Below are 13671 nucleotides of genomic sequence, written 5' to 3'. Positions count from 1 at the left end.
TCCTTTTGATACTAGGTATCAATGGTACGTCCGCAATCCCACAATGGAGAAGAGCGATGAGCGTCAGCCGTTTCAGCCCTGAAGGCCTGCAACCACACACCCCCTACCACCACGTCGCCGTGTCGACCGGGACTCGGCACATCCACGTCAGCGGCCAGATCGCGCGAGCAGGCAACGGAGACCCGGTTGCACCGGACGATCTCACGGGGCAGGTCGCGCAGGTGATGCGCAACACCTCCCGCGCACTCGCGGGAGCCGGCGCATCCTTCGACGATGTCGTCCGGTTGACGTTCTACGTCACCGCTTGGGCACCGGAGAAGATCGAGGAGTTCATGGCGGGCATCGACTCCGTCTCCGACGAGCTCCGACTGCCGTCGCCACTGCCGCCTTCATCATTGATCGGGGTGGACTATCTCTTCGAGCCCGATGTGCTCGTCGAGGTGGAAGCCATCGCGATCGCCGAGTGATCCGCGCATCCGCACCGCGACCGCCGACGGCGCTGGCGCGCCTCTCCGTCCGCATCGATGAGGTTTCAAGGCCCGTCGCGGCGTTGGGCCGAGGCTCGCGGCACACGATCAGTCACCTCGGCGCTCCCCTCCGCGTCACACGGGCCATGAGGGTCGGTGCATACAAGAGTGGACGCGTCCGCTAGATTCAGCCCGATCGGCCTTGCCGCGTTCCGACGACCCTGGGGAGTCGCTCGTGTTTGAGATTGAAGTGTTCAGTAATCCGCTGAATGCCCTAGCCGGGGAAGGCGGATTTCTACACCATGACAACTACATCGAAACGACGATGTACGACGAGGATCTGATCAAACCGGCACTGCTCTTGGCAGATTGCGTGCACCTTCGGTCGCATCGACTGGATCTGCTTCTTAGCGAGCAGCGCGACCTTGAGATGACTGGGCGCTTCGCACCCGTGTACTCCCGACTCATGGAGATTTCGAACCGTCGTGCGCCAAGAGATTTGGCGTTCTATGGTCTGTCAGATGCGGACCTCCTATCGGACGCCGAAATCGCGCACTACAGACGGTTGCTCGAGGAAGAGAACGCTCTTCGGGAGAAGCTGAACTCCGTGCCTCTGCCGACGAACGTCGAAGCGCTCCGCGCGCAGAGGGCGTCGAATCGGGCCCAGCTCGCGCGCTTTAACGACGACTGGAATAAATTCCTGGATCGTGCGGAACCCTTCGTTCGAGCACTGCGAAGGCGTCTTCGCGAATCGATCGAGTCCTTTCAAAGTCCGGCGATGTCGGGCCTAGCCGAGCGTGGCTTGCTAATCGAGGACCCTTGGGACGACCTTCCCAAGTCGAGGCCACGACAGATTCAGGACGACCTATTGGGTCCTAACGCCGAGTTCGAACGAGCGTTTCTGACAATGGCCGAGGATCTGGCGCACACTCCAAGTAGCGTCATGGTGGATGACGAACTCGAGCATTCACTGCGCGCCCTCGGCGCCCCTGCGGTGTCGTCGGGCACGGGACTGACGGTCGCGGGGGCGGTGAAGCTAGTTCAGATGGTGGAGGGCGTCACAGCGCTCCCGTTGGACGAGATGGCGGATGTACGCGAAGACTTAGCCGCCTACATCGGCCCTTTCCGAAGCTTCGTACTCGATGTATCAGGGGACGTCGATTGGGGCGGAGCGGACGATGCCGAGCGGGAGCGGCTTCTCAAGCAGACTTGGGAGTCTAACGTTGCGCCAGCGATCGCCGAAATGGAAGCGCACGTCCGCTCAGCAAGCTTCGTGCGCAACGCGATCGATGTCTTCGCAGAGGGCAGCGAGGCCTTCCAGTCCATAGGACTTGCAGTCGGCACTTGGACTGCAGCGGGGCTGGTGGGATTCTCGACGCTGTCTGCCACCGTCGGCGCGGCACCCCCACTCATCAAAGCCGTGATGCGGACGGTGCGCGCCAAAGAGGAGGTCAAGCGAAATCGCGCCTACCTCGTCCATGCCCTTTCGCAGTCGCGCGCGGTAAAGCGAGCCCGGAAAAGCGGACGGCGAGCGTGAGTGCGCCACCCCGTGATCGTGTGTAGAAGAGTTCGGGAGACTGGACCCTAACTAGGCTCTTCGCAGTTGAGGGGGTGGGTGGCTGAGCGCGTCGATGACCGGGTAAGGGTCGAGGCCTCCCGAGGATGGAAGTTCCTACACTCACCATCCGGAAGACCTCGACGTGCTCCACGCTACCTTCGCGCCCCCTGATCTGACGGTGTTCTGTCGTCTCGACGAGCTCGGCCTTCACGCTGTCGGGCAGTTGCTTGAGCCGGATCGGACGGTGCTCGAGTGCCGTGTCGCTGAACCGGATCCGTGGTGCTGGGGTTGCGGCGGTCGGGCGCTCGCGCGCGGAACTGACACACGTTGTCTCGCGCACGAGCCCTTCGGGCATCGCCCGACCACGCTGCTGGTCCGTGTCCGCCGCTATAGGTGTCCCGGCTGCGGGCGATCGTGGCGGGAGAACCTCAGTGCTGCCACTGAGGAACGGGGCGAAGCTGTCCCGCGCCGGGATGCGGTGGGCAGTCGAGGCGCTCGTGATCGACCACCTCACCGTGTCTCGCGTCACCGCCGGCCTGGGCGTGTCTTGGCACACTGCGAACAACGCTGTCCTTGCCGAAGGCCGCCGGGTGCTGATCGATGACCCGGCCCGGTTCGACGGTGTCGGCGTGATCGGCGTCGACGAGCACGTCTGGCGACACACCCGCCTCGGCGATAAGTACGTCACCGTCATCATCGACCTCACCCCGGTGCGCGACAAGACGGGCCCGTCCAGACTGCTGGACATGGTCGAGGGGCGTTCCAAGGTAGTGTTAAAGAGCTGGCTCGCCGGACGACCCCGGGCTTGGCGGGACGGGGTCGAGGTCGTCGCGATGGACGGGTTTACCGGGTTCAAGACCGCCGCCGCCGAAGAACTGCCGAAGGCCACAGCAGTGATGGATCCGTTCCATGTCGTCCGCCTCGCCGGTGACGCCCTCGACGTCTGCCGCCGCCGCGTTCAGCAGCACCTCCATGGCCGAAGAGGACGGAGGAGCGATCCGCTTTACAAGGCCCGCCGCACCCTCCACACCGGCGCGGGCCTGCTCACCGATCGGCAGCGGGCCCGCCTGGAGGCACTGTTCGCGGACGAGGAGCATGTCGAAGTCGAAGCGAGAAGCTCGGGAAGAAGGCCATGCAGGCCGTGATCGACGCACTCGCGAGCGGCGTCCCGGCCGCGCTCGTCGAACTCCGACGCCTCGGCCGCGCCCTCGGCCAGCGCGCCGCGGACGTTCTCGCGTTCTTCGACCGCCCCGGAACCAGCGACGGACCGACCGATGCGATCAACGGCCGCCTCGAACACCTCCGCGGCTCCGCCCTCGGATTCCGGAACCTCACCAACTACATCGCCCGGAGCCTGCTCGAAGCCGGAGGCTTCAGACCTCACCTACACCCTCAAATGCGATGAGCCCGCAAAGCTGGACGGCGATCCGTCGGCCTTTGAGGCTGTAGCGGTATCAGAACCGATCCGGCGCCGGATGGCTGATCAACTAACCTCCGAATTCGACAGCAATCCGGCCGATGTAGAAGACCTCTCCGAAGAAAGCCGTCGCCACTTCGCGATAGTGCGCTTACGCGAGGACTCCGGTCACGGGTAGAATCTCTACGGTGTCGCAGCCCGCAATTCACAACCATCCAGTGCGCGACAGCTCAGATTCCCGGGGGATGAAAGTCGCGAACGACTAGGCGAGACCAAAGGGTCGCGCTCAGGGGTCATGATGTCGCCATTCCGGAGTTCAGTTCGCGGAGGGCGATTCGTGGGTTTCTTCCGCTTGCGCTACTTCTCCAGTTGCCAGGTCCGTGCGGTGTGACTGCGGCGCCACCACCCAAGTTGCCTCCTCCGCGAAGTCGGAACGAACTCGATGCCAATCGGGGTGTTTCCTCCGGTACGTAATTCGCTCCGCTAACCGAATTAGAGCATGCGATGCCCGGCGAACGTGGTCGGGTTCCTCTGGATCATCGTCGTACGTCACACCAGCGCCCGGCCGGATTGCGGCGACTGGCACGTTGACTACGCCCATCTCCTCGGGATGGAGCTGCTCGGCCGTTCCACCGCACTCAAGCACGCGTGACAAGACATTGCACGATAGCCCCTCGTGGTCGCCGTGCTCGGTTGGGACCTCGCGCCTGTAGTCGTACTGGAAGTAGGCCGGGACAATGAGTGGCAGGCCGTCATCGCCGTCCTGAACATCTCTTGTGAGTGCAGGGGGAACCCGACGCAAGATTGAATCGTCGTCCGAGATCGTCGGGTCATCCCAGGCCCAAGTATCACTCATGAATCAGGAAGCGCCTCAATCACCTGCGCGAATTTGATTCAGCGCGCTTTGGACCTCAGCTACCGGAAACTTCCCGTCGTATGCTTCGAAGTCGCCGCCAGTTGACCGGTTGCGGATCCTCACATAGAAATCGGCACCACCCGTAACGTCGACTTGAACTGAAACCGAGCTGTCACGCCAGTACAGCGACACGCCACCTTCGTCCTCGTGGACGTTCGGCAAGCGCGTCGAAGCGTCCGTCGTAAGCTTCAGGATCTGTATCGCGAGATCAATTGCCGCAACCGATACCGACCCCTGGAAAGCACGTGCGCGTGTACGAAAGAACTCACTCGCGGGGCTTGGGGTTCGCCGGCTCACCTCTTGGGATCGAACGGCAAACGCGTCCGCAACCTCTGAGCCCCACACCATGAGCCCGGGATTGCGATGAGTGGAAACGCGAACTCTGGAGGTACTCTTGGTCCGCTCTTCAACGATGGTCATCAGGCCCCCTCATCTTCATTCGTGTTGCTTCGGTGATGCACGCCTCAAAGACCGCGTTCTTGGCGTCTCGAAGTGCTGTCAACCAATCCTCAACTTCGGCGTCGAAGTTGGTCGACTCGAACGCCACACTTCGCTCGAGTTCTGTTCGTATCCTAAGCGTGAGACCAGGGTAGAGGCGCTCATCTGACTCCTCCGTCCTCACAAAGATCTCCGCGCGACCATCGTCGATTGGAATCGTGGTTGCTGCGCGCATGCTCAGAATCGCCTGCGAGAGCGAAGGTGGGATGGGTGGTGCGATCCGAACCCAATCCGACACCTCGTACGGCTCGTCCGGAACCGGCAGCTCATTGATGTAGGCGGCCACGATTGCCGACAACTCCAGGTGTGGACAAGAGATCCTGAGGCGTTCGATCCACGGCAGCGCCCATCCGGTGAAGGCGTGCCAGTCTGTGTACTGACCGCGGCGAAAAAGGATGAGGCGATCCTCACGCACGTGGATCTCCTCGTGCCGATCAGCTGCGCGAGCCGCATAACCGACCGTCTCCGTCGACGCTGTGCTAGTCGACGACGGATCTGCGGGATCGCCGATCTCTGCCGTGAACTTGAGAACCGGAGTCCACTCCGTGAACTCCGCACTCTCCTTGATGTGCGCGTCAAAGAACTCATCCCAAGCAGCCTGATCAACGTCAGCAAGGACGAACTCAAGCGATGCTTCTGAGATCGCCGCGAGAGGGTAGTTGATGTCAGCCACAGTTCACCACAACTGCATGGTATCTGGCCCGGACGTTGTTGCGGCCTGACGAACGCGTTGACGGCATCGCGCCCCGGGGGTCGGCGGAGGAGTCGACATCCGCCTGAAGCCGCCGGAACTCAGCCATGGGCGGCTCCCCTGTCCTTGAGGTACTCGTAGAGCATCGCTGAAAGAACCTTCCCGAGCTCGGCGTGCAGCCCACTGTCGTTGAACCGGTCGTCCACGAATGCCGGCGTCTCGTCCCGCACCACAAGCAGTGCCTTCGTGAACGCCTTCGGCAGCGCAGGGGACTCGGCAGACTACTGGCGATGTGGTTCATCTGGAGGTCGATGACGCCGACGCCGCACTTGTCGCCGAGGCGTTCGTTGAGCTTGTGGATGATCTCCTCGAGCGCGGACCGGTGCTCCAGATGAAGTTGACGTGATTTACCAACGGCGGGGAATCCTGATAGCTCGACGAGACCGGTCGGGCCTCATCTCCCTATCCTGGCGCACGGAACGCGGTCCTCTGCCGCTTCTCTGAGTGCAGCAGCTCCGCGCAGTCGGGCGAACATCGCCATTCCGGCGCGTCTGGCTTTCCTTGCACTCGGGAGGACTGCCATGTGACTGCTGAGTGGTGCTGGATCTTGCCACTTTCCCGCGGAGCCTCCGGCCAGGAGATCGGTGCCCTACTGGAAGTCGTTCGCGGGGGCCATGTCGGCGAAGCGCGAGAAGTGGCCCTGGAAGGCGACCTCGATCGTGGCCGTGGGGCCGTTGCGGTGCTTGGCGACGATCAGGTCGGCCTCGCCGGGGCGGGTGTCCTTATCGTAGACCGAGTCGCGGTGCAGCAGGATCACCATGTCGGCGTCCTGCTCGATCGATCCCGACTCGCGCAGGTCGCTGACCTGGGGGCGCTTGTCGGTGCGCTGCTCGGAGCCTCGGTTCAGCTGCGACAGGGCGATGACCGGCACCTGCAGCTCCTTCGCGAGCAGCTTGAGGGCGCGCGAGAACTCGCTGACCTCCTGCTGACGCGACTCGACCTTCTTGCCGCTCGTCATCAGCTGCAGGTAGTCGATGATGACCATCTTCAGGCCGGCGCGCTGCTTGAGCCGGCGGCACTTGGCGCGGATCTCGACGAGCGTCATGTTCGGGCTGTCGTCGATGAACAGCGGCGCCTCGTGGATGCGGCCGCGCGTTTGGGCGATGTTCGTCCAGTCGCGTGAGTCGAGGGTGCCCTTGCGGATGTTCTGCAGCGGGATGGCGCCCTCGGCGCTGAGCAGGCGCATGGCGATCTCGGCCTTGCCCATCTCGAGCGAGAAGAACACGGCCGGCATGTTGTGCTTGATGGCGGCGGCGCGCGCGAAGTCGAGGGCGAGCGTCGACTTTCCCATCGCGGGGCGGGCGGCGACGACGATCATCTGGCCGCCGTGCAGGCCGCTGGTGAGCTCGTCGAGCTCGTGGAAGCCCGTGGGGACGCCGGTCATGCCGCCGTCGCGGCCGCCGGCGGCCTCGATCTCCTCCATCGCGGCGTCGACCGCGATGGACAGGGGTACGTAGTCCTCGGTCTTCTCGGTGCCCGTGACGCCGTAGATCTCGGCCTGCGCGTTGTTGACCAGGTCGACGGCCTCGCCCTCGCCCGCGTAGCCCATCTGCACGATGCGCGTGCCGGCGTCGACCAGGCGGCGCAGCAGCGCGCGCTCGGCGACGATGTTGGCGTAGTAGCCGGCGTTCGCCGCCGTCGGCACGATGGAGGTCAGCGAGTGCAGGTAGTCGGCGCCGCCGGCCCGCTGCAGGTCGCCCGTCTTGATGAGCTCGTCGGTGACGGCGACCACGTCGGTCGGCTCGCCGTGCGAGTACAGCGACAGCACGGCCTCGAAGATCAGCTCGTGCTTGGGGATGTAGAAGTCGGCCCCGCGCAGCGACTCGATGACGTCGGCGACGGCGTCCTTCGACAGCAGCATTCCGCCGAGCGTGGACTGCTCGGCGAGCAGGTCGTGCGGGGGCGTGCGCTCGTGCTCTCGGGGGGCACCGAGACGGTCGTCGGAGATGTCGGCGATCGACACGTTGACTTCCTTCCTCCCCGACGGGACTCCGGGACGCGAGCGGTTCTGCGGGTCGATCCGACGTCGGGCGACGGGATCGGCGCGGCACGACTGCGACAAGGAAAGCAGGGGCCTCCGACATCCGCCCGTTCACCGTAGGCGCGGGGTTTTCCCCACGCAAACCTGCCTGTGGATAACTCTGTGGAGTATCTGCGGAAACAACGGACACGGGTGTGGAAACGTCCTGTGGAGAGCGGCGACGCGCCCGAGAGTTTCAACGCTTTATTTTGCCTCTGACCAGGGATTCAGGGTTCCCACACCCTGTGGATGACGTTGTGATTAAACACGCGCTTGAAGGTTGGCGCGACACGCCATGGGTGTGTACAACTCCGACCCGTCCAGCACCCGCTTGAGGCGCATATGTCAAGAGACGGTGAACAGTTCGTGTCCACAAAGATTCGGCGGGTACCCATGTGCGAGCCCACACACCCGGGCACCCCGACGCGGCGGGGGGGGGGGGGGGGGGGGGGCCCCCCCCCCCCCCCCCCCCCCCGCCGCCCCTCCCCCGCGTGCCGTCAGCGGGCGATCCCCAGCCCGTCGAGCTCGGCGCCGGTCAGCATCCGCGAACGCGTCAGGAAGCGGTTCCCGGTCGGCGCCTCCACCGAGAAGCCCGCACCGCGCCCCGGCACGACGTCGATCGTGAGGTGCGTGTACTTCCAGTAGTCGAACTGCGCCCGAGACATGTACACCTGCACGGGGTCGTCCAGACCGATGTCCAGCGCGCCGAGCAGCACGTCGCCCGGCCCCGTCAGGTACATCCCGACCGGGTAGCACATCGGCGCACTGCCGTCGCAGCAGCCGCCCGACTGATGGAACATCAGCGGCCCGTGCTGCGCGGTGAGCGTGCGCAGCAGCGCGGCGGCCTCCGGCGTCACCGCGACGCGATCCGTGTCGACCATGTCCGTTCCTCTCCTCGGAGCGGAGACCGACCGTCACCGGCCGGCCTCCGCGTGCGGCTCAGAAGAAGCCCATCGGCCCCTCGGCGTACGACACCAGCAGGTTCTTCGTCTGCTGGTAGTGGTCGAGCATCTTCAGGTGGTTCTCCCGCCCGATGCCCGACTGCTTGTACCCGCCGAACGCGGCGTGCGCAGGGTACTGGTGATAGGTGTTCGTCCAGACGCGGCCCGCCTCGATGCCCCGTCCGGCGCGGTAGGCGGTGTCGGCCGAGCGGCTCCAGACACCGGCCCCGAGGCCGTAGAGGGTGTCGTTCGCGATCGAGAGCGCGTCGTCGAGGTCGGCGAACGAGGTGACCGAGACGACGGGACCGAAGATCTCCTCCTGGAAGATCCGCATGTCGTTGGTGCCCTCGAACACCGTCGGCGCCACGTAGTAGCCGCCGCTGAGCTCGCCGCCCAGGTCGATCCTCTCGCCGCCGGTGAGCACCTTCGCGCCCTCCTGCTTGCCGATCTCGATGTACGACAGGATCTTCTCGAGCTGGTCGTTCGACGCCTGCGCGCCGATCATCGTGTTCGGGTCGAGCGGGTTGCCCTGCACGATCTTGCCGACCCGCTCCAGCCCGTCGCCGAGGAACTGGTCGTAGATCGAGCGCTGGATGAGCCCACGGGACGGGCACGTGCAGACCTCGCCCTGGTTGAGCGCGAAGAACGAGAAGCCCTCGAGCGCCTTGTCGTAGTAGGCGTCGCGGTCGCGCGCGACGTCCTCGAAGAACACGTTCGCGCTCTTGCCGCCCAGCTCGAGGGTCACGGGGATGAGGTTCTGCGCCGCGTACTGCATGATGAGGCGCCCGGTGGTGGTCTCCCCGGTGAAGGCGACCTTCCGGATGCGCGGATGCTGCGCGAGCGGCGCGCCGGCCTCGATGCCGAAGCCGTTCACGATGTTCACGACGCCCGCCGGCAGCAGGTCGCCGATGATGTCGAACAGGAACAGGATCGATGCCGGCGTCTGCTCGGCCGGCTTCAGCACGACGCAGTTCCCCGCCGCCAGCGCGGGAGCCAGCTTCCACGTCGCCATCAGGATCGGGAAGTTCCACGGGATGATCTGGCCGACCACGCCCAGCGGCTCGTGGAAGTGGTAGGCCACGGTGTCTTCGTCGATCTGGCTGAGCGTGCCCTCCTGAGCCCGCAGGACGCCGGCGAAGTAGCGGAAGTGGTCGACGGCGAGGGGGATGTCGGCGGCCAGCGTCTCGCGCACCGGCTTGCCGTTCTCCCAGGTCTCGGCGACCGCGATCCGCTCGAGGTTCTGCTCGATGCGGTCGGCGATCCGGTTCAGGATGACCGAGCGCTCGGCGGGCGTCGTCCTCTTCCACGACTCGAACGCCTTCCAGGCGACGTCGACGGCGCGGTCGACATCCTCGACCGTGCCGCGGCCCACCTCCGTGAAGGGCTTGCCGGTGACCGGGGTGATGTTCTCGAAGTACTGGCCCTTGACCGGCTCGACGAACTCGCCGCCGATGTAGTGGCCGTACCGGGCCCGATACTCGGCCACCGCGCCGCGCTGACCGGGGGCTGCGTAGACGTTCGAGACGCCCTCTTCCACGATCGTCATCACTGTCTCCTTCGACTGCGGATCGCGCGAGGTGCCGGGCGCCACGGGTGACGGCGCCGTCGCCGTGCGATCGTCGCCACGGTACGTCCGGCGAGGTTGCACCCGATTGCGCCCGGGGCGCTACGCGTCGCCGGCCGGGTCGCGCAGCGAGCGGATCATGCTCCGCAGGCTGCGGAGCGCATCCGCCTGCTGCCCCTCGGTCATCCCGGCGAGCATCCGGAGCTCGACGGATCGGACCGCGGCGGAGGCCTTCTCGAGGCTCCGCCGCCCGCGCGGCGTGAGCCGGGCGGGGAGCGCCTTTCCCGCCGGCGGCGTCGCCGGCCTGGTCACATAGCCGTCCCGTTCCAGCGCCTGGAGCAGGACGTTCATCGACTGCCGCGTCACGAACGCCCCCCGTGCGAGCTCCGAGTTCGAAAGGCCCGGGCGCTGCGCGAGCAGCTCGAGGCAGGAGTAGTGCGTGACGCTCATGCCGAGCGGCCTCAGCACCTCCTCCATCGCGACGCGCAGGGCGCTCGAGGCCTCCTTGAGCAGATAGCCGAGGGAGGTCTCCAGCTGGATGCCGGCGCCGTCTTGACTCATGTCAGCATTCTGACATACATTGATGCATGTCAGAAAACTGACACAGACGGAAAGAGACCCTTCATGCCCGCCACTGGCCCCGACTTCATCTCCCTCCAGGTCCGCGACCTCGTCGCGTCGCAGGCGTTCTACGAGCGTTACCTCGGCCTGGTCCGCTCTCCTGCCGGCCCGCCGCACGCCGTCGTCTTCGAGACGAAGCCGATCGCCTTCGCCCTGCGCGACATCGTGCCCGGCACCGATCTCGCGAGCACCGCGCAGCCGGGCGCCGGCGTGGCCATCTGGCTTCACGCCACCGACGTCCAGGGCATCCACGACGCGCTCGCCGCCGACGGACACGAGATCGCCTCGGCGCCGATCGACGGCCCCTTCGGGCGCACGTTCACGTTCGCCGACCCCGACGGATACCGGGTCACGCTGCACGACCGCGGCTGAGCCGCGTGCCCGCCGGCTCAGCCGAAGAGCTGGCGGGCGGAGCTCCGGGTGAGCTCCTCGACGTCGTCTGCGGGGACGGCGCCCTCCGCGGCGAGCGACGCGAGCCCGTGCACGAGCGCCCATGCGGCCTGCGCCGCCTGCTCCTCGGTGACGTGGCGCCGACGGGCGGCGGGGATCGAGCGCACGCCCGCCGCCAGCCGCGCGGAGGCCGCCGCTCGCGCCTCGACGAGCTCGGGAGCGGCGGCGTCGACCAGCTCGGGGCGGTGCATGACGGCGTAGTGACCGGGACGATCCCGCGCGAAGCGCACATAGGCGACCGCCGTCTCGTCGAAGCCCCGCTCGACGGAGGCGCCGAGCTCCTCGGCCAGCAGTCGCAGCCCGTCGGCCGCCAGCGCGGTCATCAAGCCCCGCCGGTCGCCGAAGTGGTGTGCGGGCGCCGCGTGGGACACCCCCGCCCGCCGGGCCACCTCACGCAGCGACAGCGCGCCGACGCCGGAGTCGGAGATCGCCCGGACCGCCTCGTCGAGCAGCGCCCGGCGCAGGTCGCCATGGTGGTAGCCGTCGCCCATCCCTGCATTGTAGGCAGGAGCATCTAGACATTGACAAGCGGTCGCCGTACGCTCGACTTGTCAATGTCTAGATTGGGGTATGCCATGGCGCCGTTCGTCGTTCTCGTCGCGGTCACCCTGGCGGCGCGCGCCATGGGGGCATGGGGCCTCGAGTACACGGCGACCTGGCCGGGCGCGCTGGCGATCGGGCTCGCCGCCATGTTCGTCGTCACGGGTCTCGCACACTTCGGAACGACGAGGCGGGCGGGACTCATCGCGATCGTGCCGCCCTCCCTCCCCGCGCCGGCGCACGTGGTGACCGTGACGGGCGTGCTGGAGCTGGCGGGAGCGGCCTGCCTGCTCGTGCCGCCCGCCGTCGGCCCCCTCCGCGTCCTGGGCGCGTGGGCGCTCGCCTCCCTCCTCGTCGCGATGTTCCCCGCCAACGTGTACGCGTCCCGCGCCCGGCGCTCGCCGCACGCCCCGCACACCCCGCTGCGACTCAGGGCCCCGCTGCAGGCCCTCTTCGTGCTCGCGGCGCTGACCGTCGCCCTCGCGACGTGAACGGCGGCGGAGGACGCGCCTACGCGTCCGACTCGAGCCGCTCCAGCCGCGCGACCAACCCGGCCCGGCGCGGCGAGCGGGGCGGCAGCAGGGCCAGGCACTGACGCAGCGCCTCGACGTCGTCGGCCCCGACGTCCGAGTCGGTGTAATGCAGCAGCACGTCGACGCTCGCCTCCGCGACCAGGGCGTCGCGCAGCGTCAGGCGCAGCGTCTCGCGCAGCTCCGCCACCCCGGGCGCCTGCGAGTCGGGCAGCACGTCGCCTCGGTACGCCGCGAGCGCGAGCCGGTGGGCGCCGCGGTCGATCAGGGCGAGCACATGCTGCGCATCGGTCTCGAGCGCACCGACGAGCCGGTACGGACGCGACTCGAGTCGCAGACCGGGGACATCCCGTTCGAGACGGCGCCGCAGCCGCACCATCTCGGGACGGAGGGTCGCCACCGCGGCCGTGCCGTAGACGAGCTCGGCGAGACGCTCGGCGGTGAGCCCGTGCGGGTGCGTGGCCAGCATGAGCAGGATCTCGGAGTGGCGGAGCCCCAGCTCCACCGGCGGCGTCGCCACCGGACCGGTCGACTCGGTGACGGCGCGATCCCTCCCGAGCACCCCGAGGGCGACCGGCCGCCGCGACGCGGACCGCCGCGCCCCGATGCGCCGCGGTCCCACCTCCTCCCGGGCCCGCAGCCTGCCGATCAGCAGCTCGCCCTCGACGGCCCGCACGGTGGCGTCGACCGCCAGCTGCGCCTGCGGCGACACGGCGGCGTCGCCGCCCGTCACGTCGATGATCCCGATGATGCGTCGGGTCTCCGGATCGCGCACGGGCGACGCGGTGCAGGACCACGGGTGCACCAGCCGGTTGAAGTGCTCGGCTCCGCGGATCTGCACCGTGCGCCCGAGTGCGAGCGCGGTGCCCGGCGCGGCGGTGCCGGCGCGGTCCTCCGCCCAGTTCGCACCGGGGCTGAAGCCCATGCCGTCGACGAGCGCGCGGACGCCCGCGTCTCCCTCGACCCACAGCAGCCGGCCGGACGCGTCTCCCACGGCCAGCACGACCCCGGCATCTTCGGCTCCTCCCGGCAGCAGCAGCTGCCGGATCAGCGGCAGGCTGGCCGCGAGGGGGTGCTCGGCACGGTAGCGCTCGAGCTCGGCACCGTCCAGGTCGAGGGGCGGCAGCGCCTCCGCGCCCACCAACCGCGCGATCGAGCGGCCCCACGAGTCCCGCACGAGCGGACGCACCAGCTGCAGCCGCGGATCCTCGAGGTTCCCCGCGATCAGCTCGTCATGCGCGCGCTCGAGCAGCGACCTCGGGGCGTCGAACAGCGGCGCGAGACCGGTGACCCACGTGGACGCCATGGCCGCTCCGTTCGTCGTCGAGGGAGGCGGGTGTGACGCTCAGTGTAGGTGCGACCCGCGCGGCGGGCCAGGGCGGCGACGAAAGAGGCGGG

General features: G+C 67.3%; 13 protein-coding genes and 1 pseudogene. 5 read left to right on the top strand and 9 right to left on the bottom strand.

Translation table 11 applies throughout. The features are described from left to right. Nucleotides 1-56: 56 nt before the first annotated feature. The 3 genes and pseudogenes from K5S26_RS10975 to K5S26_RS10965 all read left to right on the top strand — a co-directional run bounded on the left by K5S26_RS10975 (nucleotide 57) and on the right by K5S26_RS10965 (nucleotide 3430). Nucleotides 57-467: a RidA family protein gene (locus K5S26_RS10975; protein WP_221858032.1), complete on the top strand. Its 411-nt coding sequence runs from the start codon at nucleotides 57-59 to the stop codon at nucleotides 465-467. A 235-nt stretch (nucleotides 468-702) separates the two neighbouring features. After that, nucleotides 703-2004, top strand: a complete 1302-nt coding sequence (locus K5S26_RS10970; protein WP_221858031.1) for a hypothetical protein — start codon at nucleotides 703-705, stop codon at nucleotides 2002-2004. A 163-nt stretch (nucleotides 2005-2167) separates the two neighbouring features. Further along, a pseudogene (locus tag K5S26_RS10965) lies at nucleotides 2168-3430 on the top strand (ISL3 family transposase). 883 nt (nucleotides 3431-4313) lie between these two features. On the opposite strand, the gene K5S26_RS10960 reads toward K5S26_RS10965, so the two are convergent. The 7 genes from K5S26_RS10960 to K5S26_RS10935 form a co-directional block, all read right to left on the bottom strand. Beyond that, entirely contained in the window at nucleotides 4314-4778 is a 465-nt protein-coding gene (locus K5S26_RS10960) for a hypothetical protein (RefSeq protein ID WP_221858030.1), read from the bottom strand. Further along, nucleotides 4765-5529, bottom strand: a complete 765-nt coding sequence (locus K5S26_RS10955) for a TIGR04255 family protein (RefSeq protein ID WP_221858029.1) — start codon at nucleotides 5527-5529, stop codon at nucleotides 4765-4767. Before K5S26_RS10955 ends, K5S26_RS10960 begins: the two co-directional genes overlap by 14 nt. 119 nt (nucleotides 5530-5648) lie before the next feature. Further along, complete coding sequence (locus tag K5S26_RS18995; RefSeq protein WP_281427247.1) at nucleotides 5649-5780, bottom strand: hypothetical protein; 132 nt, start codon at nucleotides 5778-5780, stop codon at nucleotides 5649-5651. A gap of 416 nt (nucleotides 5781-6196) precedes the next feature. Beyond that, on the bottom strand, nucleotides 6197-7570 hold the full coding sequence (gene dnaB, locus K5S26_RS10950) for a replicative DNA helicase (RefSeq protein WP_221858028.1): 1374 nt from the start codon (nucleotides 7568-7570) through the stop codon (nucleotides 6197-6199). Nucleotides 7571-8124: 554 nt separating this feature from the next. Next, on the bottom strand, nucleotides 8125-8508 hold the full coding sequence (locus K5S26_RS10945; RefSeq protein ID WP_221858027.1) for a DUF779 domain-containing protein: 384 nt from the start codon (nucleotides 8506-8508) through the stop codon (nucleotides 8125-8127). A gap of 58 nt (nucleotides 8509-8566) precedes the next feature. Beyond that, nucleotides 8567-10114, bottom strand: coding sequence for an acetaldehyde dehydrogenase ExaC (gene exaC / locus K5S26_RS10940; RefSeq protein WP_221858026.1), 1548 nt, complete (start codon nucleotides 10112-10114; stop codon nucleotides 8567-8569). A 120-nt stretch (nucleotides 10115-10234) separates the two neighbouring features. Then, nucleotides 10235-10693: a MarR family winged helix-turn-helix transcriptional regulator gene (locus K5S26_RS10935; protein WP_221858025.1), complete on the bottom strand. Its 459-nt coding sequence runs from the start codon at nucleotides 10691-10693 to the stop codon at nucleotides 10235-10237. 63 nt (nucleotides 10694-10756) lie between these two features. Between K5S26_RS10935 and K5S26_RS10930 the strand changes: the two genes are divergently transcribed. Next, a complete protein-coding gene (locus tag K5S26_RS10930; protein WP_221858024.1) occupies nucleotides 10757-11125 on the top strand; it encodes a VOC family protein in 369 nt (122 codons plus the stop codon). Between the two features lie 17 nt (nucleotides 11126-11142). Here the strand turns inward: K5S26_RS10930 and K5S26_RS10925 are convergent, their stop codons facing one another. Continuing rightward, entirely contained in the window at nucleotides 11143-11694 is a 552-nt protein-coding gene (locus K5S26_RS10925; RefSeq protein WP_221858023.1) for a TetR/AcrR family transcriptional regulator, read from the bottom strand. An 84-nt stretch (nucleotides 11695-11778) separates the two neighbouring features. Here K5S26_RS10925 and K5S26_RS10920 point away from each other — a divergent pair, with 84 nt between their 5' ends. After that, nucleotides 11779-12234, top strand: a complete 456-nt coding sequence (locus K5S26_RS10920) for a DoxX family protein (RefSeq protein WP_246603905.1) — start codon at nucleotides 11779-11781, stop codon at nucleotides 12232-12234. A gap of 19 nt (nucleotides 12235-12253) precedes the next feature. Here K5S26_RS10920 and K5S26_RS10915 read toward each other — a convergent pair whose 3' ends face one another. Beyond that, complete coding sequence (locus K5S26_RS10915) at nucleotides 12254-13579, bottom strand: transcriptional regulator (protein ID WP_221858022.1); 1326 nt, start codon at nucleotides 13577-13579, stop codon at nucleotides 12254-12256. Nucleotides 13580-13671 lie beyond the last annotated feature (92 nt).

The organism is Microbacterium marinilacus, from assembly GCF_019753765.1.
Lineage (GTDB): Bacteria > Actinomycetota > Actinomycetes > Actinomycetales > Microbacteriaceae > Microbacterium > Microbacterium marinilacus.
This window is presented reverse-complemented; position numbering and strand designations above follow the sequence as displayed.

Bases quoted from the DNA above. Each gene is read 5' to 3' on its own strand.
- K5S26_RS10915 (WP_221858022.1), bottom strand. From the start codon at position 13,579: ATGGCGTCCACGTGGGTCACCGGTCTCGCGCCGCTGTTCGACGCCCCG.
- K5S26_RS10960 (WP_221858030.1), bottom strand. From the start codon at position 4,778: ATGACCATCGTTGAAGAGCGGACCAAGAGTACCTCCAGAGTTCGCGTT.
- K5S26_RS10930 (WP_221858024.1), top strand. From the start codon at position 10,757: ATGCCCGCCACTGGCCCCGACTTCATCTCCCTCCAGGTCCGCGACCTC.
- exaC (WP_221858026.1), bottom strand. From the start codon at position 10,114: ATGACGATCGTGGAAGAGGGCGTCTCGAACGTCTACGCAGCCCCCGGT.
- K5S26_RS10925 (WP_221858023.1), bottom strand. From the start codon at position 11,694: ATGGGCGACGGCTACCACCATGGCGACCTGCGCCGGGCGCTGCTCGAC.
- K5S26_RS10935 (WP_221858025.1), bottom strand. From the start codon at position 10,693: ATGAGTCAAGACGGCGCCGGCATCCAGCTGGAGACCTCCCTCGGCTAT.
- K5S26_RS10945 (WP_221858027.1), bottom strand. From the start codon at position 8,508: ATGGTCGACACGGATCGCGTCGCGGTGACGCCGGAGGCCGCCGCGCTG.
- K5S26_RS10920 (WP_246603905.1), top strand. From the start codon at position 11,779: ATGGCGCCGTTCGTCGTTCTCGTCGCGGTCACCCTGGCGGCGCGCGCC.
- K5S26_RS10975 (WP_221858032.1), top strand. From the start codon at position 57: ATGAGCGTCAGCCGTTTCAGCCCTGAAGGCCTGCAACCACACACCCCC.